Origin of the sequence: Kocuria oceani, assembly GCF_029524215.1 — a bacterium.
Taxonomy (GTDB): Bacteria; Actinomycetota; Actinomycetes; order Actinomycetales; family Micrococcaceae; genus Kocuria; species Kocuria oceani.
On record NZ_JARAMH010000025.1, the window covers coordinates 22,696 to 44,381 of the forward strand.

A 21,686-nucleotide genomic window follows, 5' to 3' on the forward strand; every position below is an offset into this window, starting at 1 on the left:
TCGCCCTTGGCATCGACTACGAAAGCGGCAAGAGGCCGGTATCTGGGATCACCGGCCCCAGACGGTGCCCCCTGAACACTCCGATGCGCAGGCACCGGAGTGTTCACGCCCCAGCATCAACCCGGTGCTCGTGCACGCCAAAGAAGGGGGCGAGAACAGACCGGGCCCATCCCGTTACCTTCGTCGTAGCTTCCCCGTCCAGCAGGATGGAGGGGGAAGCTACGACGAAGGTAACGGGGACTATGAGGTTGTGCGGTATGAGCAGTTTCCCAGTGTCGAGGGCCTCGTCGGCGATCTCGGCGGGCTTGCGGTGGCAGTCCTTGCCGGCCTTGACCAGCCGATCGAAGATCTGCTGTCTGGTAGAGGCCCGAAGCGCCCCATCAGCGCCCCAGTGAGGCCTCGCGATCGGACGAGATCAGGGGTTTACTGTCCTGGGGCAGGACATCCCCAGCGGGCTAGGAGCGTCCGGCAGGGTGCTCGTTTACGGGTCCGTCCCGGAAAGGGACACGTCGATTAGTGTTATTGAGTGATCACTGTCGAGCGTCTCGAAGATATCAGCCGGTTCCATGACCTATTGCGGGACGCACTAGCAGAAAGCACCCAGCCCTTGACGCAGATCCAGCGGCAGGTCGTGGTGGACATGATGGGGGAGCTGATCGTGCACGCAACAGAAACCATCAGGCCATAACGAAAGCGCCCCACCCGACAGAGGATTAGGGCATTCCGGCGCTCGATCGGGGAGATCGGGTACGGGGCCCTCAGGCTAGGGACCCGCATATAACATCAGCCGCCCGGGGATGCTCTTATAGCCTGTCAAGCCGGACTGGGCTGGTTCTCGAGCAGCGGATTGCCGCGTCAGTAGGTCAGATGAGGCGTCATGCCGCAAGGGTCACGAAAAAGGGCCGCTTTACATATGGCCCGGTTTTCGGACATCTGCGGGAAGTGCGGTGACTGTTTGTCTCCGGACATGCGGATTGGTTAGCGGCGGCAATGGCCCGAGGTCTCTCTAGCATTGGCATATGCGCCTGCGAGAGACCCGCCCAGCGGATCTGGACATCATCTTGAGCTGGGTGACCTCAGAGGCGGACATGGTGCTCTGGTCTGGCCGCACCTTCACCTGGCCTTTGGACCGAGGACAGTTGGAGACCTATCTGCACAACGATCGGCGCCGGTATTGGACCGGGCTCCACCCCAATTCCGGGGAGCCGGTCGGCCACGCGTCGTTGCTCGTAGACGACGAGGCACGCATGATGCGACTCGGGTGCATCCTCCTCGACCCCACTGCTCGAGGACGCGGCTTGGGTAGGGATTTGATCACCGCAGCAGTACGCGTGGGTTTTGCAGCGACGGAGCTACCGGCCATGAGGTTGGGGGTCTACGCGCATAACGTCTCGGCTCGACGTGTGTACGAGAGCCTGGGTTTTCAAACGACCGGTCGAGTGCGTAGCACCGAGGTGAGTGGCAAGCCCTGGCATGCCGTGGAGATGGAACGACCGCGACTCGGCTGAGCCACAAATGAGCGTCGGATCAGCCCGCTGCAAGCTCTCCAATCCCATAGGCTGACGCTCACAGCAATCTAAGGAGAACGGGGCGGCCGTGCAGGGGTGTGCGTTCTGTCGGATCGTGAATCGGGAGACTCCCGCGGAGGTCGTCTACGAGACGAAGTCCACGCTGGCGTTCTTCCCGTTGGAGCCGGCCACCCGGGGGCACACCATGGTGATTCCAAAGCGGCACATAGAGACCTTTCTCGACGCTGAAGAAGCGGATGTGCCCGAATTGGGGTCCACTGTCCTCACCGTGGGGCGTGCGCTACGGGCCGTTCTGGCGCCGGAGGGTATGAACATGATTTCCTCTGCCGGAGTGGCTGCCAGCCAGTCGGTGATGCATCTGCACGTGCACCTAGTGCCGCGTTGGGCCGGGGATGCAATCGGGGAAATTTGGCCGCCAAAAGTTCCGACTTCGGAGGCACTCCTAGAAGATGTTGCGGATGCATTGCGCCAGTTCTGCCGTACCAGCGGCCTGGAAGAGCGCAACCCCCAGTAGAACCAGCCCCACGGCGACGATCATGCTGTGTAGCAACAACCATGAGGGGGAGCGGAGCACGCCCGTCTTGCCCCAATAGCGGCATGACGGGAAAGCTTCCTTGTTGGTGTAGCAACGGGTGTCCATCTCAAACATGGGCACCGGCGTGTACTCCTGGCTCACGCCCCGGTATAGCGCCCGGAATAGGCGTTCCTGCCGCAGATAGAAAGCGTCCAGCCCGGCGAACGCCACTGCAGGCAGAAGGGCGACAAGGGCCATCCACCAAGTCAGATGAGCTGCTGCATAGGCATAGATCACTGCTGCCACTGTCAGTGACCACCCCTTCACCGCGAAGGAGTGAGAGGCCTGTCGCGTGATCGTGTTCTGGATGAACTCCAGATGTTTGATCCGCTCAGGCGACACACTCACCACTGCTTGCGGACGGCGATGGCGTTTTCGACCCACGACTCGAGGTTATTTGCGATCGTGCCGTACACGTTGGTGCTGGTGCTCCCCGCGGGATCGTAGACCGGAACAACCGAGTCGAACGGCACCTTGCCGTTGTTCAGAGTGAACCCAGCGAAGGGATTTGCGCCCTTAGTGCCAGAGCGACCGTCGTGATCGAGGAGCTTGTGGATGTGAATGCCGAGCACGCCTTTGCCGCTGCCCCAGGCCTTCGTGAACTCGTAGTTCACCCACTTCCGTCCTGCAGTCTGGCTGCCGATGAGTACCACGTTGCAGCTCTTGCCGCCCATCTCTGCGTCGATCCACTTCTGGATCGCGGCCTCACCGCCGGCGGCTACGTCCTCCCAATGGTTGGAGCTCAGCAAGGGTTGGCCTTCGAGGAGTCCCATGTTCCGAATCTGGGACACGCGCCAGGCGTCGAGCTGGTAATGAAAGCTAAAGAACACCTTGCGAGCCATGAGTCATCCTTTCGGGGCGCCACACCGGGGGATGTGGGTTGCTTATGAGAATACTGGTGCGATCGGACACCTTTGGGCGCGGGACGGTGAGCCAGAAGCGGAAAACACTGTCTAGACCACCAGCTGATGGGGCAGCGGAAGTTCATGCGGTTGGCAATGCTGCCGGCAGGGAACGGGATTGGTCCTGCAGGCATGAAGTGAGGAGCTACCAGCTCCTTCAAAAAGTTGACATATCAACAAACTCGATATTAGCTGGTGCGTGTTCTCGAGGAAGGCTTGGGAGCGGCTGGGTAGCGTGTGTGAGAGCTTCCCGATCGCACTCAGGAGACCCCCCATGGCCCGAGCCCGCAAGAGGAAACAAGTCGAGGGGCAGTTGAGCATTGATGCCTTTCTCTTCCCGGAACCCGAGGAGGTTCGTGATGAATACGTACGGCAAGTTCGCTCAGGAAGCGTGGAGGACGACCGCGCCCGAGGAGTACGCCCAGATCCCGGATCCGGACGCGTGGTTCGAGAGACTGGGAGAGGAAGCGACCCAGCGGGTGGGCGAGTTGATGATGGAGTTGGCCGGCCCGGATCCGGTGGGGGAGACCTACTTGGAGAAGGTGGGGCGGTTGAACGCGTCGAAGATGCAGGCCGAGGAGATCGTGCGGGCCGAGATGCTGACCCCGGATCCGTCGGTGCAGCAGGAGCCGGAGGAGGACGAGGAGGAGACCGGGGTGGCTCAGATGCTGCGGGTCGTGGAGCAGCTGAACCGGGAGGACCGCCAGTACTGGGACGAGGTGGCCCGGAAGGACGCCGAACAGGCGTAATCCCGGCTGAGTCTGAAGGTTCGGGGCGTTTCGTCCCCCGCGCCCAGGACGAGCTGGCCCCCTCTGGAGCCCAGGCACGCTTCCGGGCCAACCTCGCCGCGCTGCGCGTGCTGCGCACTCTCCAAGCCGAGGAGCGGGCCGCTACCGATGCTGAGCGCGCCACGCTGGCCCGCTGGGGGTCCTGGGGTGCGACCGGGGTCGCGGAAATCTTCGACGAGTCCCGTCCCGAGTACGAGGCCGACCGGGCGGAGCTGCACGAGCTGCTGGATGAGACCGAGTACGCGGCCGCGCGCCGGACGGTCATCAACGCCCACTACACCGACCCGGCGATCGCCAGCGAGGTCTGGGGCGCCCTCACTGCCCTGGGTTTCCAGGGCGGGCGGGTGCTGGAGCCCGGCTCCGGTGCCGGCACCTTTATCGGGTTGGCCCCGGAGGGGGCGCAGATGACCGGGGTGGAGCTGGACCCGGTCACCGCGGCGATCTCCCAGGCCCTCTATCCGGACGCCACGATCCGCACGGAGTCGTTCGCGGACACCAGGATGCCCGGTGGGGTCTTCGACGCGGCGGTGGGCAACGTCCCCTTCTCCCGGAACACCCTGCACGATGCGCGGCACAACGCGGGCGGGCACTCGATGCACAACCACTTCATCCTCAAGTCTTTGGCGCTGACGAGGCCCGGTGGGGTGGTCGGGGTGCTCTCCAGCGCCTTCACCCTGGATGCGCAGAACCCCGCAGCGCGCCGGGAGATGGCCCAAAGCGCTGATCTGCTTGGGGCGGTCCGTCTCCCCACCGGCGCCCACCGTCGAGCCGCCGGCACGGACGCGCTGACCGACGTGCTGATCTTCCGCCGCCGACTGCCCGGCGAGGAACCGTTGGATCAGGAGTGGGTGGAGACCGCCCCGATCGAACTGAATGGGGCGCAGGGGCGGATGAACGCCTACTTCATCGACCACCCCGAACGTGTGCTCGGGGAGCCGATGATCGGCAACGGGATGTACGGGGCCGCTACTTTGACCGTGCGCGCGGAGGATCTGGCGGCCACGGGGGACCGGCTGCGCGAGCAGCTGGCGGGCATCACCGAGCGGGCCGTGGCGGCTGGGCGCGGGATGGCCGAACGTAGTGGCGAGCAGGAGCTCGAGGTCGCTGCCTTGATCCCGGCGGGGGAGCAGGAGCAGATCGGGCACATCACCGATCGCGGTGCGGAAGGCTTCACCCAGGTCACGATCGAGAAGGTGCACGCGCCGCTGAAGGTGGCACGTACCCGGCACGGTGAGCTGCGGGCATTGCTGGGCCTGCGAGACGAAGCCCGTGCCGTGCTGACCTTGGAGGCCGCCAACGTCGATGACACCCCGGAGCTGGACGCTTTGAGGGCTCAACTGGCGGCCAGCTACCGGGCCTATGCGGATCGCTACGGGCCGATCAACCGTTTCACCGAACGCCGCACCGGGCGCACCAACGAGGCCGGTGAGGAGATCCTGGCCCGCATCACCCCACCGGCGGTGGCTCTGCTGGGGGATGATCCGTTCGGGCCGCTCGTGCTGGCCCTGGAGCACTTCGACGAGGGCACCGGCACGGCGGCTCCGGCTGGTCTGCTGTCGCAGCGGCAGGTGCAGCCGCGCAAGCCCGTGCTCGGGGTGGACACCGCCGATGAGGCCCTGGCCGTCACCCTGGACACGGTCGGCACCGTGGACCTGGCCCATGTCGCGGCCCTGCTGGGCACCGATGAGGCCGGGGCGCGGGAGTCCCTGGGAGGACTGGTCTATGAGGTGCCCGGAGAGGAGGGGGTCTATGAGACCCGTGCGGAGTATCTCAGTGGTGATGTGCGCGAGAAGCTGGACACGGCCCGCGCCGCCTCAGTCGCCGATGAGCGGTTCCAAGCCAACGTCGCGGCACTGGAAGCAGCGCTGCCGGCCCCGCTGGGAGCCGATGAGATCGAGGCCCGGATCGGGGCGGTGTGGGTCTCCCCTCAGATCCACGAGCAGTTCCTGCGCCACATCATCAAGGACCCAGCCGCCCGGGTGGACCGGATCAGTGGCGCGAACTGGGACGTGAAAGCCAGCCGCCATGTCTTCGCCGCCCGCAACGACTGGGGCACCGACCGAATGGCCGCCGGCGACATCTTCAAGAACCTGGCCGAGCAGCGCCGGGTGCAGGTCACCGACCCGGACCCGACCGACCCCGAGGGTAATCGCCGGGTGGTCAACGCCACCGAGACCACCGCCGCCCAGGAGAAGGCGGCACTGATGCAGGAGCGGTTCAGCGAGTGGGTGTGGGAGGACCCGGCCCGGGCGGCCGGGCTGGTGGATGAGTACAACCGGCGGTTCAACTCCATCGTGCTGCGCGACTACACCGTGGAAGGGGAGAGACTGAGCTTCCCGGGGCTGGTCAAGGACTTCACCCCACGCGGCCACCAGCGAGCGGCGGTGGCGCGGATGCTCTCGGAGCCCTCGGTGGGGCTCTTCCACGAGGTGGGGGCGGGCAAAACCGCCGAGATGGTGATGGGCGCGATGGAACTGCGCCGACTGGGGATGGCCCGCAAACCGGTCGTGGTGGTGCCCAACCACATGCTCGAGCAGTTCACCCGGGAGTGGCTGCAGCTCTACCCCCAGGCGCAGATCCTCGCCGCCTCCTCGGCTGATCTGAAAGGCGAGAAGCGGCGGGTGTTCGTCGCCCGCGCCGCAGCGAGTGACTGGGACGGGATCATCATGACCCGCACCGCGTTCGAGCGCATCGAGCTCTCGGAAGAGTCGAAAAGCGCCTACAACCTCTCAGAAATCGGACGTCAGCGAGCCGAGCTGGAAGCCGCCAATGAACGGGCAGCCGCCAGCGGGGCGGACACCATGTCGATCAAGCGCATGGAAGCCCGGTTGCAAGCGAAAGAAGAAAAGCTGAAGGAGAAGATGGACCGGGTCACCGATCCAGGGATCACCTTCGAGCAGACCGGCATCGACTACCTCGTGGTGGACGAGCTCCACGACTTCAAGAACCTCTCCACGCCGTCGAACATCCAAGACGCGGCCATTGACCCGGGATCCGGCAGAGCCACTGACCTGCACATGAAGGTCGAGTACCTGCGGGCCAAGCACGGAGACCGCGTGATGACCGGTGCAACCGCAACCCCGATCGCCAACTCGGTCACCGAGATGTACGTGATGCAGCGCTACCTGGGCCCGGAGCTGTTGGAGCGGGCCGGGATCCACGACTTCGACACCTGGGCGGCGACCTTCGGTCAGGTGGTGACCGAGATGGAACTGTCGGTGGCCGGCGGGGACCACTTCAAGCTGAAAGAGCGGTTCGCGAAGTTCCAGAACGTGCCCGAGCTGCTGAAAATGTTCCACACCTTCGCCGACGTGAAGACCGCCGAGGACCTGCAACTGCCCACCCCGGATCTGGTGAAGAGAGACGACGGGGCGCGCCTGCCACGCATGGTCCCGGTAGAGGCATCGGCGGAGCTCGAGGCGTATATCGAGGAGATCGGCCGTCGCGCTGAGGCCATCCAGGCCCGGATGGTGGACCGGACCGAGGACAACATGCTCAAGGTCAGCTCGGACGGCCGCAAAGCGGCCCTGGACGTGCGCCTGGTGGATCCCGAGCTGGGATCGATCGTGGCGGAGAACAAGGTCAGCGTGACCGCGGACCTGATCGCCCGGGTGCACCAGGAGCACCAGGACGACGTGTTCCTGGATCCGGCCAGCGGCGAGGAACACCCGACCCGGGGTGCGTTGCAGATCGTGTTCTGCGATCAGAGCACCCCGTCGACGGAGAAGTGGAACGTCTACGACGAGCTGAAGGATCAGCTGGTCCAGCGGGGCATTCCGGCGGAGAAGATCCGGTTCATGCACGAGGCCAAGAACGATGCCGAGAAGGGCCGGCTGTTCTCCGCTGCCCGCTCGGGAGACATCGCCGTGCTGATGGGCTCGACCCAGAGGATGGGGGTGGGCACCAACATCCAGGCGAGGGCGGTGCACCTGGTGGACCTGGACGCCCCGTGGCGTCCGGCGGACATCGCACAGCGGCACGGGCGCATCATCCGACAGGGCAATCAGAACCCGGAAGTCGCGATCTCCCAGGTGGTCACGAAGGGTTCGTTCGACACCTTCATGTGGCAGACGCTGGAGCGGAAGTCGAAGTTCATCGACCAGATCATGCGCGGGCGGTTGGACGTGCGGGAGATCGAGGACGTCGGGGACAACACGTTGTCCTTCGCGGAGGTCAAGGCGATCTCCAGTGGCAATCCGCTGATCCTGGAGAAGTCGAAAGCCGACCAGGAACTGGCCCGGTTGGAGCGGCTGAACCGGGCCTGGCACCGCAATCAGTCCTCGTTGGTGTTCCGCAAGGACGCGGCTTCCTCGCGGGCGGAGGCACTGGAGCGTGAGCTGCCGGTGCTGCGTGCGGCCGCGCAGCGCACCACCGATGAGTTGGGCGGGGAGAAGTTCCGCATGACCATCGACGGAGCCACCGTGGAGAAGCGCACTGAGGCCGCCGAGGCGTGGCAACGGTGGGCGGGGGTGCACGCGACCGCGCGGCCGCCCCGTGCTGGGGAGGTCGACCTGGGGGTCGCGGCGCGGATCGGTGGTCACGACATTCGGGTGGTGCAGCGGTCTGGGAACCTGGCTGATCTGAGTGCCTCCCCGGTGGAGTTGCGCATTGATGATGCCCCCGGGGTGGCGGTGGAAGTCACGAGGGCGACGTCGTTGAATCCGAGTGTGGGCATGATTCAGCGGTTGGAGAACCAGGTGCTGAAGCTGCCCGAGGAAGTGACCAAGAGGGAGGCCCGGTTGGCGGCCGCGCATCAGGAAGTCGTCGACGCCCGGGCGGCACTGGAGGTGCCGTTCAAGCACCAGGAGGCCCTGGATGCTGCCCGGTGGGAGGTGGAGCGCATCGACCGTGCGATGCGCGGAGAGGAGACACCGCAACCGACTTTGGACCCGGAGTTGGAGGCGTTGAAGAAGCGGATGCGGATCAACTACCCCGGAGCTCCCACCACCGGCCGTAGTGCTCCCGGGCGTGGAACTTCCACGGCCGACCGCTCACTGGAGACAGCTCGTATGTCTTATGACCAGCGCCCCACGGAGGAGGGCCTGGGGCTGTAGCCGCTGCCCCGCTGGCCTTACGACGACGAACGGTGCCCGCTCCCCGATGGGGAACGGGCACCGTTTCTTGTGCGGTGACTACAGGGGCAGGAAGCCGTCCACAGTCGGCGGTTACGGATCTGGAACGGTCGTGCGTGAGGTGACCTGCCGGCTGTGGGCGGGTGGTCGGTGGGGGTCCCTGTGTCCATCATGGGTGCGGGAAAAGCCGCGGAGCGATGGAGCTTTTGCCGTGCCCATGTGGGCACGGGGTCAGGAACTCAGCCACGGTAATCCATGTTGCGGTCTGCACGACCCTGGCGTGCTTCACGCCAAAGCATGAGCAACGCAACGACCAAAAGAAGACCAGTCAGCCATCCAATTACTGAGCCTTGGAGTACTAGGACGATGGAGACAATGAGCAGCACTACGTAGCTTGCGGCAAGGATCCAGCCGCCGGTCTTCACTGCTCCGACTCGGTGCCGCCACCGTTCTGCGCGGATGAGTTGGGGGCGTCTGGGGTGGACTGAGCGGCCTTCCGTCGACGCTGCACGCGCTGCATCTTCTCGGGTGCGGAGAGTCCGATTTTGCGCAGCTCGTCCTCGGTCCAGCCGCCGTTATTGACGGCGGCCTGGAAGGCTTGGGTGTCGTTTTTCTCCGCTTCCTTGAGAGCTTCGCGGGCCTCGTCGAGGGCGCCACGTGCCGTGATCGCCCGGCGGACGTAGTCCATCCGGTCGTTGAGCAGCCGCTGCGCGGCTTCCTCTGCCTGCTGAGGGTCAGTGAGCTTAGCCATGCCCCCACCTTAACGGACGCACACTGTGCGTTCCAGAGTCCACGGGCGCTCCGCCGGCGTTTCGCACCCGTGGTGCCCCGGCGGAGCAAAGCTATCTTTTATGTGCCATAAAAGGGCACCGCTGCTGGCCTCGCGGCCTTTGCGGTGGCACACTGGTCGTGTGGGGCCCACAAGGTGGGGGCGCTGCGCTGGGCCGTAAAGAGAGGAGGTGCTGTGGTGGAGCAGGAGAATCCGCGCCACGTGTGGAAGTCGAGGCGCAAGCGGATCGAGGGCAAGACCCAGTACGTCCGGGTGTCCATGTCGGAGTCCGAGCGTGCTCAGTTGATGGTGCTGGAGCAGCAGACCGGGCTGTCGCCCTCGGCGCTGATGGTCGAGGCGGTGTTCGGTTCGGCGGATCCGGTGGCAGTGCAGTTGCGGCGGAATCAGCTGGCCGAGCTGATCCAGATGCGGCACCTGATGGCCACGATCGCGAACAACGTGAACCAGATTGCTCGGCACGCCAACAGCACCGGGGAGGTGCTGCCCGAAACGGTCGATACCTTGCAGGAAGCTCGCCGCTTTGGGGCGGACGTGCTGGCCAAGATCGAAGAGTTGATCCCGTGATCCCGAACATCACCAAGGGCGACAAGCCGGTCGGGCTGATGAAGTACCTCGTGGGTCCGGGACGGGCCAACGAGCACACCGACCCGCACCTGGTGGGCGGCTCCCCGCTCATCATGGCCTGGCACGACGACGTGCAGCTCAACGAGGAAGCCGCGGTGTCCATCGCCCGCGAGATCGACCTGAACCGGCGGTCCTTCGGGGTGGACGCTGACGCCAAGCACATCTGGCACTGCTCGTTGTCGATTCCGTACCAGGACCGGGAGGTCACCGATCAGGAATGGTCGGACATCGCGAGTAAGTTCATGGACGAGATGGACTTCACCGACGCTGGGGCCAAGGCTCCGTGCCAGTGGGTTGCGGTGCACCATGGGCGCTCCACCAAGGGCAACGACCACATCCACATCGTGGCCTCCACCATCCGTGGGGACGGCACCAAATGGAACTGGGGTAACGACTTCTCCCGGGCGCAGAAGGCTGCGCGTGGGATCGAGAAGGACTTCAACCTGATCCAGCTCGGAAACCACTCCGAACGGTGGTTGCAGCAGGGCGAGATCGCTCGGGACAGCACTAGGGAGCCGACCCGGTTCGCGTTGGAGCGCACCGTGCGGGCGCGCGCGGTGGCCGCCGAATCGGAGGCGCAGTTCGTGCGGCAGATGCGCCGGGCGAACATGCTCGTGCACCCACGGTTCGCCGCCGGCACCGACTCGGTGGTGACCGGGTACTCGGTGGCGGAGCGTCCGCCGAAGGGCATGCGGCCGTTGTGGTTCGGGGGCGGCAAGCTCGCCCAGGATCTCACGCTGCCGTCCCTGCGGACCCGTTGGCCGGACACCCCCGAGTCTGCCCAAGAGGCGTCGGAGGAGTGGATGGCGGCCAAGCGGCACCGCCGCATCGTGCATCCCGACGCCCCCGGTGCGGCCCTGGACGAGGTGACCGCTAGGCGGTTGGCGGATGAACTGAAAGAGGTTCGCCGGCGCCTGGTGAAGCTCGCCCCGGACGACCATCAGGCGTGGGCGCACGCGGCTCGGGAAGCTTCTGGGGTGTTCGCGGCGTGGTCGCACGCGACCGAGGACGGGCAAGGACCCTTGGGGCGCACCGCGAGGACGCTGGCTCGCTCGGCGCACCGGTCGGGGCTGAAGATCACCACCCCGTTGGAAGCCCCACTGCGTACCAGTGGCACCACGGCGTTCCTGCTGGCGGTCACGAAAGCGCCCTCCCCGATGGCCCAGGCATTGATCATGAACCAGATGCTGCGGATGACCCGAGCGTTCCAGGACATGCATCAGGCCAACAAAGAACTGCGCGAGACCCAGTTGATCGTGGACACCTTCCGGCAGCACCTCTCGGTGGTGGCAGAGCCGCTACCGGAAGTCGAGCCTTCTTCTCCTAAGCGCAGTGCCTCCCACGCCGGACCCGCCCGTGCCCGTGGTGCGCTGCGCGAGACCCAGGGGCCCACGGTTGAGCACCCTTACGTAGATCACACCCCCCGCACGGACTACGGAATGGAGTTGTAGAGATGAGCACACAACCCGATGGCGTGAACGATCTGATCGGCCGTGACCTCCAGGCGGTGATGGCTGTGGCCGGGCGCTGGGGCGAGATGATGGCCCGTCAGCGCGCCGAGCAAGTGCGTCAACGCCTGATGGAGCAGCAGCAGCGGCGACGGGAGCTGGAAGACCGGTTCGAAGCCGAACGAGCAGTGATGCGCACCGAGCTCGCCCCGGTGGACCAGGACCGTTTCTGGGAGTCCGCCAAGCCGGAAGACATCGCTGCCCACTACGGGCTGGCCCGGCAGTGGGAGCAGCACGACGAGGTCGCCCGCACCGCGCGAGGACGGATCGAGTCTCAGGTAAAGGACCGCTACGGACTGGCCGTGGAGGACTACCTGGAAGAGCGCACCCCGCAGCAACAGCGCACTAAGACCGTCGAGCAGGGAACCGCGGCCCACGAAGCCGTGGACGCCCAACGTGACCACGCCGAGGCCGCCCTCAACGCCGCAGAGGCCAGCCGGGGGGATCTGCAAACCGACGCCGACACCCGCCACTCGGCTGCCGAAGCCGAGGAACTCTGGGACTCCGGAGACCGGCGGGCGAACCTGGCCAAGAACCTCATGGCGGCCTTTGGCGGCACCGAGGAGGGCCGCGATGGGGTACGGGCACGCCTGGCTGCTGACCGGGACCAGGGCACGCCTCCCATAGAGGCTGTGCGCTCCACCAAGCGTGGCCCCAAGGCCCGCAAGAACACCGGGCGCCCAGCAGGACGAGAAAGAGGCTTGGAACTCGGCTGATGCCATGAGGGCAGCAGCGAAAGGGGCGCAACCCGTGACGGGTTGCGCCCCTTTTGCCGTGAGGTTCAGTCGAACAGGCCCTCTGGAGGTGGCTCCAAAGTCAGTGGAACTCCCTTGGGGCGGTGCTCCCTGGGAGTGCAGCCGTGGAAAGGACCCTTCTCCTCAAAGAGGACCCGCATGGTCGGGTCGGCGTAGTTCTGCCACCACACCGCCAGCCCGGTAGTGGGGTCCAGGCGCAGGTTTTCCCACGCCCTCCACAGCCCCGTCAGACGGCTCACGGCTTCATCATGCCGCCACCACTGGGCGCACCAGGTGAACGTGTTTGAGCGACCGGCTGGGTCCAGCTGACGCCGGTACATCGGCGCCAACATCTCGGTGACGAACTCCACCACGTTCGCGTAGACCAGCTCCGCAGGAGGCTGCTCTTCCACGTCCTCGTTACCCTCACTGGACGATTTTTCTTCCCAGTCCATGGCCTACTCCTTCACCAGCGCCGCCCACCGGTTCCCGGCAGGCTCAGGCACCACTGGCTCGGCGGCCGGCGCTGTGGGCTCGTGATCGACGGTGTCCACTGTGGGGCGGTTGTGGGCCTCTTCGGAGGCCCTGGAGGCTTCCGCGTAGGGGCGGTGGTCAATCGGGATGGTGCGCAGCAGCACGGCCCTCGCCCCGGAGCCGAACATCACGGCCCGACCCTTGGGCAGGGCGGACAGGTCAGCCACCGACATGATGTCGTCGGTGGCGTCCTGGCGGGAGGTGGACCCGGAGTCCTTCTGCCTCGAGGAGGAGACGGAGGTGTAGGTGTACTTGCCGATCAGCTCGGAGAGCATCTTCAAGTAGCCCTCCTCCTTGACGTTGCCGCCGTAGGTGACGACGTTGGCCGTGGAGAACAGCTTGCGCATCCCGGACTCCCCCCACACGTCCACGCCCTGGGACCAGGACTGCAAGAACGTGGAGACCACGATGCCGCGAGACCCGTAGTGGCTGTAGAGGTTGGGCAGGTTCATCCAGCGGCAGACGTTGGCGGCCTCGTCCAGCACGCAGAGCATGGGGGTCGCCAGTCGGCCCCCGGCCTGGGTGACGGCGTGCTCCTCGGCGGCGGTCACGGTGGCCACGGTCAGGGCGGTCACCAGGGGCCCGGCGGTGCCGGCCCCTTCCTTGGACAGGGCGTAGAGGGTGTGCTTGCCGGCCACGAACGCCTCCGGCTTGAACTGCGGGCGATCGTCGTCCGGACGCAAAGGGTTGACCCAGGCGGCGATCTTCTCGTTCTTCAGGCAGGCGGCCATCTGCAGGGCGGTGGAGTAGACGCTGCCTCGGTACTTCTCGGGTTGGCGGATTGTGCTGGCCACCGAGTCGGCTTCCTTGGTCCACCCGTGCTCATCGAGCAGTAGTGCCGGGGTCTCATCGGTGGATCGGGTCAGCCAGTAGTGCACCCGCTCGATGGGCTCCCCGCCCACGGCGGCCGCGAGCAGCAGCCCGGCCAAGAGGTCCTTGCCCGCGGAGTCGAAGTGACCATCGCCCTTGGCGCCGACGTCTCGGGAGCCAGCGGCGAAGTTGTTTGCCATCTCGGCGGCGCGCTCACTGTCGGTGACGTAGGTCAGCGGGTTCCACCACCAGGTCGGTTTCTCCCCGGCCACACCTTGGGGGTCGAAGACCCAGACGTCGCCGTTGGCGGCGCGGAGGTCGCGGGTGAGGTCGGAGAGGTCGCGTTTGTTGGAGGTGGCGATCACCGGGCCCGGGGCCTCGATGATGGACGGGGCGGCCTGGGAGGTGGTCTTGCCGGTGCGGGTGCCCCAGATGTGCAGGAGGGTGTCCTCCCAGGAGGCGTAAAGAGTATGGCCACCGCGGACCATCTTGCCGAGCATCACCCCCGGGACCTCCACGCCGAAGCGAGCGGCCTTGGCGCGCGCCTGCTTCTCGGTGAAGGGGGCGACGTCGCGCACCGAGGCCATGCGCGGTGCGGCGCGGTCGTGCTTGACGACCTTCTTGGCCTTCTGGTGGCGCTTGAAGCCCCACAGCACGAACAACCCCGTCACGACCAATGCAGCCGTAGCGGCCAGGACAACCTCCGTGGTGCGCCACGGGGCCGCCCCGGTGAAGGTGCCCAACGACCGTTCCCAGTACCCATCCGGCAAGGACCCCACACGCGGAGTGAGGGCCTGTCCGGCGGTGTTCACCGCGTAGAGGAGCGCAGGGATACCGACCAGGACGAAGATCAACACCAACAGCAGAGCAACCTCCCCGCCACCGGTCTTGTACTTGCGGTCCAGGGAGCTCATCGTTCGCCCCTCTCCTGAGCGGCGCGGAACTTGGCCTCGTGCCACTTCTTCTCGGTGTCGTGAACCTGGCTCCGGCGTTCGGTGGGGGTGAACTCCATCGAGAACGGAATCCCCGCCCTGGCACCGACCTTGATGAAGAACTTCCCCTGGCCCGGCGGCGGGGAGGTGGTGCGATCGTCGAAGTACCACTCCCGGTTCTCCGGGTCTTCCAGCCAGGCCCGCAGCTCGACGTCGTTGACCGTGAGCTCGTCGGTGGAGGCAAATACGTCGTCGTTGGTGTACTCCATCGCCTCGTCCCCGCGTCGGTTCCAGGCGGGCGGGTCCTGCCAGGCGGCGAGCTGTTCCTGCTCGCGCATCGACAGCGGCACGGACTCGGTCAGCAGCGGCATCTCGGATTTGGCCAGCCCGCCGAGGATCTTGATCCCGCAGCGGTCCATGATGCCCTTGGCCTTGGCGCGATCCTCTTCGCCACGCACGGCCATGAGGTCGGAGGGGGTGTGGGAGGCCATGATCTGCCCGACCCCCATCTCCCGGTTCAGGCGGGTCAGGGCGTTGACCTGATCGACGATACCGGGCCCGGCCGCCAGGGTGTTCCACAGCTCATCAAGGATGAGCAGGAACCGCTGCCGGGCGATCACCCCGTCATCGGCCAGCATGTTGGAGGTCCGCACCGTTCCGGTGCCAATGGACCAGCACGCCAACAGTGTCGCCGCCCGCAGATCGGACTCGGACTGGGAGATCCGCGACAGGTCGAAGACCATCGGCCGGGAAGCGTCGATTTTGTTGGTGGAGGGGCGAGCGAACATCTGCCCGAAGGCCCCGGAGCCGCACAAGGAGTTCAGCGAGGACTCCAGGGGCTCTGTGATCTCGTCATAGCGGGCATCGTTGCCGCGATCCAGAGCAACCTCACGCACCTCCTGGGGGCGGTCTTTGAGCACCTGGCGCAAATCCGCCATGACCGGGACCGTGCCGGACTCGGCGTGGCGGGCTTCCAGGACAGTGAGGCACCGATCCAGGATCTGATCCTCGCGCTCGTCCAGCGGCTTCTTGCGCAGAATCGAGATCAATGACCGGATCAGGTCGAACCGCCGGGTGTGCAGATCGGCCAGCAGCTCCTCCGCCTTCGCAGCAGAGAGCAGCTTGGCCGCGGCGACCGCGCCGGCATCATCGAGGGGGTTGATGTGGCCGACCCCGCGGCCCAGCGGCAGCACTGCCCCGCCGAGGGCTTCGATCATGGCGACGTGTTCGCCCTTGATGTCTCCGAGGACCATCGGCCACACCCCGAAGGCGGCCAGTCCGATGGCCATCCGCCGCAGCAGGGAGGACTTGCCCAGCCCCGGGTTGGCCATGATGAAGGCCGAGGGGTTGGCGATCACCCGCAGCTTCTGGAACCAGGAGATCGGGTCACAGCACACCGGCTCCCCCGAGAGCAGGTTGCGCCCCAGCGGGACCCCCTCCAACGGGGAACCCCCGCCCATAGGGAAGGGATAGAGTCCGCACACCTGGTAGTTAGTGCCGCGCATTTCCCGGATCGGGTGCAGCAGCTGCGCCTCGCCCAGACCCCGGCCCTTGTGGCCCCGCGGGCCCGGACGGCGGGCGGAGGCGGCAGTGACCGAGGTGCTGCCGGTGCGCTTGGGCTTGGCGAAGATCTTGCCGCCCTTGACGCGGGCGAAGGCCCGGTCCAGGACGGTAGTGCCGGCCGCGCCCCGGGAGGCGGGGAGGATGATCTGGTTGCGTTTCGTGGTGGCCATTAGAGGGCGTTCCTCACGGTCGAGGGCAGGGCCAGGTGGTCCGGGATGACCACACCCAGGGGGAGGCCGGCGGCGAAGGTGGAGTCCTGGGCGCCGTAGGCCTCCTCCAGGCGGATCCTCGCCGAGGTGCCGAGGTTCTCGATGATGGCTTCGGCCTCATCCAACTCCGCTTTGGAACGGACGGTGGCAGTGACAACGAGCCCGAAGTTCAGCAGCCCCGCCCCGTCGGCTTCCTCAGCCGCGGTGGCCTGGGCCGCGCGGGTCTCGCGGGTGTCCCGGGCGGTGGCGCGGTTGCGGGAGGAGGCGTTGAAGGTGGCGGTGTTGATATCCGTTTCCACCATCTGCGCGGCCCTCGCGGGGTCGATGGGGCGGTAGAGCAGCGTGACGCGCTTGCGCACCAGCTCCGGGTTCGGGGCGATGAGGGCCTGGAGCACGTTGGCCTGAATAGTCGAGCGCGGGGGCACCGACATCGCCCAGGACTTCGACCAGGAGTTGTTGTGGTGATAGCAGTCCCAGAAGGTGTCGGCGGCCTGGGGGCCGACCTCACTCCAGTCCAGTTCCGGGGCCACCCCCTGGGAATGCGCTCGGTCGAAGAGCACCGCCTCGGCCGGATCGTAGGCCACCCGGATGACCTCACACAGCTGCTGAGCGGTCAGCGGGGCGGCCACCCCGGCCCCGGTGTCGTTGAGCGATAGCGTGAGGTTGGGCAGCCGCGCCGCCAGGTCATCGGCGACCTCTTGGGCGTTGCGGATGCGCCCGCCGGCCCGCACGGAGGCTTTGAAGGTCACTGCGATGTAGGCCCGGGTGACGGTGGCCCCGGTGGGCAGCATCTGCACGGTCTCGTTGATGACGTCGCGGGCAAACGCCGGGGCGTCCTCGTGCATGCGGGCCTCGATCTTGCGGGCCAGCCGGTATCCGGAGTCCGGGGCGGTCTCGATCGTCACCGAGGCGGCGGTCAGTCCCGGTTCGTCGGTGAGCATGCCCAGCCAGTGCGCCCAGCGGTCCACCCACCGGTTGATGTGCTCCTGATCAACCATGCCCCCGCCATCGGGCTCGGAGGAGAACACCACGGTGTAGTGGTGCTTCTGCGGGACCTCGAGCAGCGCGAAGGGGCGGCCGTAGCCGTCGACGTGCTCGGTGATCCTGGACCGGGCCGAGACCCCGGGCAACTTCGTGGTGCCCTCCGGCACCCGGGACACCGGCCCGGCCCGGTAGACGTTGGCCCCGGTGTAGCGGGCGTTGGCCCACCCGGCCCGGCGCAGGATCCGCTCGATGAGGGTGCGCCCATGCTTGTTCTTCTGCATCGACAGCGCGATCAGCGTCAGGATTACCGCCTCAAACCCCAGGGCCACCAGCCACATATCGAGCATCATCAGCAGGATCCCGCCGACCACACCACCGATCAGCAGCACGGTGCCGGCGGTCGAGAGTCCGGCCAGGCCCTTGGAAGTGGGGGTGCGGAAGTTGCCGTACACCCGCGGACGGTTCTCGGTTTTAGCTTCGGTCTGCGCCATCAGGGCGGCCCTCGTTTCCGGTCTCGTTGGCGATCTGCGCCTTGAACGCACGTGCCTGTTGCTGGACGGCCTTCGCCGCCTGTCCCGCGCCGGTGGGGCCCGTGGGCCGCGCACCGGCACTCGGAGCAGGCCGGGCGCCCGTGCGTGGCGCGGCCCCTGCTGCTCCGCTGCTTGGAGTGGGTTGGGCCCCAGTGCCACGGCCCGGAGTGGGGTGGGCCCCAGTGCCGGTGGAGGGTTTTCCGGTGCCATCTTGGCCCGGTGCACCGGTAGAAGTTGCTCCTGCCGGTGCGGTGCTGGAGGTGGGGCCTCCAGCGCTGGAGACACCACCATGCGCGCTGGATTCGGTGGCCTCGGAGACGGCTTCTCCGGTCTTTTGCACTGCGTTGGCAGCGGCCATGCCAGCCGCCACTGGGGCAGTAGCCGCGCCGGCGGCTGCTGTGCTTGCCGTGCTAGCGGTGCTTGCTGTGGTGGTCCCAGTAGAGCCAGCACCACCAGCGGTCCCACTGGGGGCGGATACCGGCCCAGCAGGCGATGAGCTCGCCCCGCCCTTGGACGAGGCAGAGGACTGGGACGGTGTTGTGGAGGAAGAGTCGGAGCCGAACCCGCGCCCAGACCGGGACAGGTGGGCCGCGCCCTGGGGGATCGCAGCTCCCATCGCCGCGACGCCCAACGCCCCGCCGCCACCGCCTCCGCTGGAGGACATCGAGCCCAGCACGGGGCTGAGGAAGCCGACGAGTACGGGCAAGGCGAACACGGAGGCGGCGATCATCATCAGCCCGGCGGCGAACTGGATCAGCCCGTTGTCTCCGCCCTCCCACACCCCGGTGGTGGACATCTTGATCGCCAATGCGTAGATCAGGGCGGCAGCGGGCTTGTAGAAGGCGAAGGCCAGCGTCCAGGCGATGACCTTCTGGAAGAAGTTCTTCCCCGTTTCGGTGTTCAGGAAGGCGGCTGAGAGCGGCAGGATCCCGGCCATGAGGAACAGCATCCCGGTGCGCAGCACCATCAGCATCAACTGGATGATGTTCACGATGATCGCCACCACTCCGCCGACGATGATCATAATGACGTTACCCCCCAGCCAGACGGGGTCAGCGGCCCCAGCACTGGTGGCGTTGTCCAGGGCCAACAACTTGAGCACATCGGTCTGGAAGTCGTCGCCGATGGCGGAGTCGATGATCTGCACGGCCAGGGCATCGGTGCCCCGGACCAGGACGTTGAGGATGGTTACCCCGGAAGCCGTCACCACGGCCAAGGTAAGCAGTCCCTTGAGCAGGTCCCGAGCTGGTTCAGCACGCTGGGTCCAGGCCATCTGGGCCCCGGCGATCATCACGCTCAGCGCAGCCACCGCGAGGGTGAGGTAGAAGGTCTGGTCTTGGATAAACCCCACTGACCCGCTGAGGTTCATCGCCCGCGCGGGGACGAGGAAGCCGATCAGGCTGGTGGCCCCACCGATCAACGCCGCCCCGGAGGCCAGCACGGTGGCCGTGTTGACCAGGCCGGCTCCGTCACCGCGGCGGGCGTTGGTGGCCAACACGATGCTCAGGAACAACACCCCGAACACGCTCAGGCCCAATCCAATCCAGCTTGCGTAGCTCAGCAGCAGGTCAATCTGGTCGTTGAACTCTCCCCGAGCCGGAGCCTGAGTGCCGGCCCCGTTATCGCTGGTGAGGTTGGCGGTGCCAATGCGTGTCCACATGGATCCCAGAGAAGCGATGGTCTCAACCACGGCAGCGGTCACACCGTCCGCGATCTGATCCAGCGCATCCCCGGCCGCACCAGACAGCATGTTCTTAAAACCCTCGGTGCCCCTGCAGACAAGGTCGAACCCGCAGTCTTGTTCCTCAGCCATCCTGAGGCCCCCACGTGATGTATCCGCTCAAGTCGGAGACGTTCCCCGATACAGGTCCGGCATCCCCGTTGTCACGGAACGCAAAGCGCCAATCACCGTCCTGCCAGATGAGATCTGCGCTGTTGGTGATATACGCCTTTTCGGTCCCGTCATCCACCGCTGCTACGACCTCGACCGTGGCCTTGTCACCCGTGTAGGAGAGAAGTCGAAAACCTGCAATCTGCATCGGAACGGTAGATGCGCTGCCCTCTGCAATGCGCTGCTGGATGCGCCCACTGTTGATGTCCTTACCAGGCCCCTCCAAAATCAGGGCTTCGCTCGTATCCAGCAGAAGTTGGGGGTCATTGCTGGAAGTCAACATATTCGTGACGCTTAGAAGTGCTCCCTCGGGAGTGTGTGAGTAGCAAGACCGGACTCCGGTCTCAGGGTCTACCTTGCCGGGACCGTGCTTTTCGGAAGAGGGAGCGTAGAGCGCACCGAGAGCCTCCCACTCCACGTTGTCAGGGGCCTTGGTGAGGGTGGTGCCGCCGGTGGCGTCCAGGCCGCATGCAGATTCCTCGCTCGTAGTGACTTCAGTGGTGGCGATCGGTGTTGGCAGGGACTGCGCTTGTTCCTCCCCGTCGGGCCACAGCCACAGGACGAGTCCCAGCACGATCAGCAGCACAACGAGGACGGCTGAGATGAGGAAGCGGGGGGTTCTCCACCATGTGTTGTTGTCGTCTGTCTCGAAGTGATCCGTCACCTGCTGCTCCTTCTGGGTGGGGGGTAGTAGTCCTGTGGCTGTGGAGGGGTTATCCGCCGGAGATGAAGGAAAGGATCGAGGCGCCGCCAGAGATCAGGGCCACGGCAAGCACGATCTTGATGATCCCGGAGACCTCTTCGGTGGTCTCACCGCGGCGGGCGTCGAAGGCCATCTTTCCGCCGACCACCAGAAGGCCCAGCACAGCGATGCCCAGGGCAATCCACTTGCCCACTCCGACCATGCGGTTCCAGGTTTCACCAATGCCGGGAGGGGACAGCGGGTCCGAGTCGGGCAGGGCGGCGGGCAGAGCCAGCACGGTGTCGGAGGCTGCCAGTACGAGGTCAATCATTGGGGGGTCCTCTCGGGATTGATTTCTTCGACTGCCTCAGCCAGGGCGGTGAGGACTTTTCTCGGCTCACGGGCCAGGGACTCCCAGTCCACGGTCCCGGTGAGCCGGAGCTCTTCGATCCAGGGCACTACCCAGGTCCGCGGTACTCCGCCGGAGACCACCCGGGTTGCTGCGGCCAGGGGCTTCGGGGTTTTTCCCGGAGCATCGGCCATCAGTACGAGACCCTGGAGCTCCACATCGGGGTGGGTTCCGGAGGCCCAGTCGCGGGCGGCGCGGCTGGCCGCGTCGAGTCCCCGCCGGTTCTGACGGGCCACGAGAAAGATCGCGGCAGGGGCTTCCTGGCCTGCGTCGGCCGAGCGCATCGGCCATCGATGCTGGCAAACGGTGCCGCCGAGCAGTTCGGCCAGCACGGATTCTCCGGCCCCGCCATGAGCTCCCAACCAGAACACCCCATGGGTGTTGGTGAGGAAACGTCCTAAGCGGCCCTCGGACTCAGAGGGACCGACCATGCCCTGCTGGGGGCCTGGTGCTCCGCGTAGGACCGTCACGGTCTCCTCGGGGACGTCTTCGAAGACCGGGCGGACCTGTTCCTCAGTCAAGGGTGACACCAGCTCAGCCCAACGGTTGTCCATCACATCTCCTCAGTGGCAGGGCCTCACCTAGACTTGACCCTGTATCTATTAAACAGCTTTTGAGGGG

The 21,686-nt window shown here is 66.1% G+C and carries 18 protein-coding genes and 1 pseudogene; 8 read left to right on the forward strand and 11 right to left on the reverse strand.

Annotated features, from left to right (window positions below):
- Positions 1–526 precede the first annotated feature (526 nt).
- From PU704_RS18050 to PU704_RS20115, 3 genes and pseudogenes are all read left to right on the forward strand, one after another.
- Positions 527–688: a hypothetical protein gene (locus PU704_RS18050; protein ID WP_158041337.1), complete on the forward strand. Its 162-nt coding sequence runs from the start codon at positions 527–529 to the stop codon at positions 686–688.
- Between the two features lie 331 nt (positions 689–1,019).
- A complete protein-coding gene (locus tag PU704_RS20110; protein WP_075873121.1) occupies positions 1,020–1,508 on the forward strand; it encodes a GNAT family N-acetyltransferase in 489 nt (162 codons plus the stop codon).
- 76 nt (positions 1,509–1,584) lie between these two features.
- Positions 1,585–2,043 (forward strand): annotated as a pseudogene (locus tag PU704_RS20115) (HIT family protein); the annotation flags it as partial.
- Here PU704_RS20115 and PU704_RS18055 read toward each other — a convergent pair.
- A complete protein-coding gene (locus PU704_RS18055) occupies positions 1,972–2,487 on the reverse strand; it encodes a hypothetical protein (RefSeq protein WP_277552272.1) in 516 nt (171 codons plus the stop codon). The pseudogene PU704_RS20115 and the gene PU704_RS18055 sit on opposite strands and share 72 nt — an antisense overlap.
- Positions 2,448–2,945: a TIR domain-containing protein gene (locus PU704_RS18060; protein ID WP_075873119.1), complete on the reverse strand. Its 498-nt coding sequence runs from the start codon at positions 2,943–2,945 to the stop codon at positions 2,448–2,450. Before PU704_RS18060 ends, PU704_RS18055 begins: the two co-directional genes overlap by 40 nt.
- Positions 2,946–3,364: 419 nt before the next feature.
- Between PU704_RS18060 and PU704_RS18065 the strand changes: the two genes are divergently transcribed.
- Together PU704_RS18065 and PU704_RS18070 are read left to right on the forward strand one after the other, a co-directional pair.
- Positions 3,365–3,754, forward strand: a complete 390-nt coding sequence (locus tag PU704_RS18065) for a TnpV protein (RefSeq protein WP_075873118.1) — start codon at positions 3,365–3,367, stop codon at positions 3,752–3,754.
- A 107-nt stretch (positions 3,755–3,861) separates the two neighbouring features.
- Positions 3,862–8,847 (forward strand): helicase-related protein, encoded by a 4,986-nt coding sequence (locus PU704_RS18070; RefSeq protein ID WP_277552276.1) that lies wholly within the window; start codon positions 3,862–3,864, stop codon positions 8,845–8,847.
- Positions 8,848–9,286: 439 nt separating this feature from the next.
- Here the strand turns inward: PU704_RS18070 and PU704_RS18075 are convergent, their stop codons facing one another.
- Positions 9,287–9,616 carry a hypothetical protein gene (locus tag PU704_RS18075; RefSeq protein ID WP_101853275.1) on the reverse strand — a complete coding sequence of 110 codons (330 nt, stop codon included), beginning with the start codon at positions 9,614–9,616 and terminating at the stop codon, positions 9,287–9,289.
- 213 nt (positions 9,617–9,829) lie between these two features.
- On the opposite strand from PU704_RS18075, the gene mobC reads away from it, so the two are divergent.
- The 3 genes from mobC to PU704_RS18090 are packed head-to-tail and all read left to right on the forward strand — an operon-like array spanning position 9,830 to position 12,503.
- A complete protein-coding gene (gene mobC, locus PU704_RS18080) occupies positions 9,830–10,219 on the forward strand; it encodes a plasmid mobilization relaxosome protein MobC (RefSeq protein WP_277552279.1) in 390 nt (129 codons plus the stop codon).
- Positions 10,216–11,730, forward strand: coding sequence for a relaxase/mobilization nuclease domain-containing protein (locus tag PU704_RS18085; RefSeq protein ID WP_277552281.1), 1,515 nt, complete (start codon positions 10,216–10,218; stop codon positions 11,728–11,730). The genes mobC and PU704_RS18085 overlap by 4 nt, the downstream gene beginning before the upstream one ends.
- A gap of 2 nt (positions 11,731–11,732) precedes the next feature.
- On the forward strand, positions 11,733–12,503 hold the full coding sequence (locus PU704_RS18090) for a hypothetical protein (protein WP_277552285.1): 771 nt from the start codon (positions 11,733–11,735) through the stop codon (positions 12,501–12,503).
- A gap of 65 nt (positions 12,504–12,568) precedes the next feature.
- On the opposite strand, the gene PU704_RS18095 is transcribed toward PU704_RS18090, so the two are convergent.
- From PU704_RS18095 to PU704_RS18130, 8 genes are read right to left on the reverse strand one after another with little or no spacing between them, the layout of a single operon-like run.
- Positions 12,569–12,976, reverse strand: a complete 408-nt coding sequence (locus tag PU704_RS18095) for a DUF4913 domain-containing protein (RefSeq protein WP_062737336.1) — start codon at positions 12,974–12,976, stop codon at positions 12,569–12,571.
- Positions 12,977–12,979: 3 nt separating this feature from the next.
- On the reverse strand, positions 12,980–14,779 hold the full coding sequence (locus PU704_RS18100) for a type IV secretory system conjugative DNA transfer family protein (protein ID WP_277552289.1): 1,800 nt from the start codon (positions 14,777–14,779) through the stop codon (positions 12,980–12,982).
- The gene (locus tag PU704_RS18105; RefSeq protein WP_277552291.1) at positions 14,776–16,530 is read right to left on the reverse strand and encodes an ATP/GTP-binding protein; all 1,755 of its coding nucleotides are present in this window, start codon (positions 16,528–16,530) and stop codon (positions 14,776–14,778) included. The genes PU704_RS18100 and PU704_RS18105 overlap by 4 nt, the downstream gene beginning before the upstream one ends.
- Positions 16,530–18,044, reverse strand: coding sequence for an SCO6880 family protein (locus PU704_RS18110; protein WP_277552293.1), 1,515 nt, complete (start codon positions 18,042–18,044; stop codon positions 16,530–16,532). The genes PU704_RS18105 and PU704_RS18110 overlap by 1 nt, the downstream gene beginning before the upstream one ends.
- Positions 18,025–19,896: a type IV secretion system protein gene (locus tag PU704_RS18115; protein WP_277552295.1), complete on the reverse strand. Its 1,872-nt coding sequence runs from the start codon at positions 19,894–19,896 to the stop codon at positions 18,025–18,027. Before PU704_RS18115 ends, PU704_RS18110 begins: the two co-directional genes overlap by 20 nt.
- Positions 19,889–20,638, reverse strand: coding sequence for a DUF8175 domain-containg protein (locus PU704_RS18120; RefSeq protein WP_277552297.1), 750 nt, complete (start codon positions 20,636–20,638; stop codon positions 19,889–19,891). Before PU704_RS18120 ends, PU704_RS18115 begins: the two co-directional genes overlap by 8 nt.
- A 49-nt stretch (positions 20,639–20,687) precedes the next feature.
- Positions 20,688–20,987: a hypothetical protein gene (locus PU704_RS18125; RefSeq protein WP_075871223.1), complete on the reverse strand. Its 300-nt coding sequence runs from the start codon at positions 20,985–20,987 to the stop codon at positions 20,688–20,690.
- Positions 20,984–21,619 (reverse strand): DUF6668 family protein, encoded by a 636-nt coding sequence (locus PU704_RS18130; RefSeq protein WP_277552300.1) that lies wholly within the window; start codon positions 21,617–21,619, stop codon positions 20,984–20,986. Before PU704_RS18130 ends, PU704_RS18125 begins: the two co-directional genes overlap by 4 nt.
- Between the last annotated feature and the right edge of the window lie 67 nt (positions 21,620–21,686).

Bases quoted from the DNA above. Each gene is read 5' to 3' on its own strand.
- PU704_RS18115 (WP_277552295.1), bottom strand. From the start codon at position 19,896: ATGGCTGAGGAACAAGACTGCGGGTTCGACCTTGTCTGCAGGGGCACC.
- PU704_RS20110 (WP_075873121.1), top strand. From the start codon at position 1,020: ATGCGCCTGCGAGAGACCCGCCCAGCGGATCTGGACATCATCTTGAGC.
- PU704_RS18110 (WP_277552293.1), bottom strand. From the start codon at position 18,044: ATGGCGCAGACCGAAGCTAAAACCGAGAACCGTCCGCGGGTGTACGGC.
- PU704_RS18125 (WP_075871223.1), bottom strand. From the start codon at position 20,987: ATGATTGACCTCGTACTGGCAGCCTCCGACACCGTGCTGGCTCTGCCC.
- PU704_RS18090 (WP_277552285.1), top strand. From the start codon at position 11,733: ATGAGCACACAACCCGATGGCGTGAACGATCTGATCGGCCGTGACCTC.
- PU704_RS18065 (WP_075873118.1), top strand. From the start codon at position 3,365: ATGAATACGTACGGCAAGTTCGCTCAGGAAGCGTGGAGGACGACCGCG.
- PU704_RS18130 (WP_277552300.1), bottom strand. From the start codon at position 21,619: ATGGACAACCGTTGGGCTGAGCTGGTGTCACCCTTGACTGAGGAACAG.
- PU704_RS18075 (WP_101853275.1), bottom strand. From the start codon at position 9,616: ATGGCTAAGCTCACTGACCCTCAGCAGGCAGAGGAAGCCGCGCAGCGG.
- PU704_RS18060 (WP_075873119.1), bottom strand. From the start codon at position 2,945: ATGGCTCGCAAGGTGTTCTTTAGCTTTCATTACCAGCTCGACGCCTGG.
- PU704_RS18095 (WP_062737336.1), bottom strand. From the start codon at position 12,976: ATGGACTGGGAAGAAAAATCGTCCAGTGAGGGTAACGAGGACGTGGAA.
- PU704_RS18105 (WP_277552291.1), bottom strand. From the start codon at position 16,530: ATGGCCACCACGAAACGCAACCAGATCATCCTCCCCGCCTCCCGGGGC.
- PU704_RS18100 (WP_277552289.1), bottom strand. From the start codon at position 14,779: ATGAGCTCCCTGGACCGCAAGTACAAGACCGGTGGCGGGGAGGTTGCT.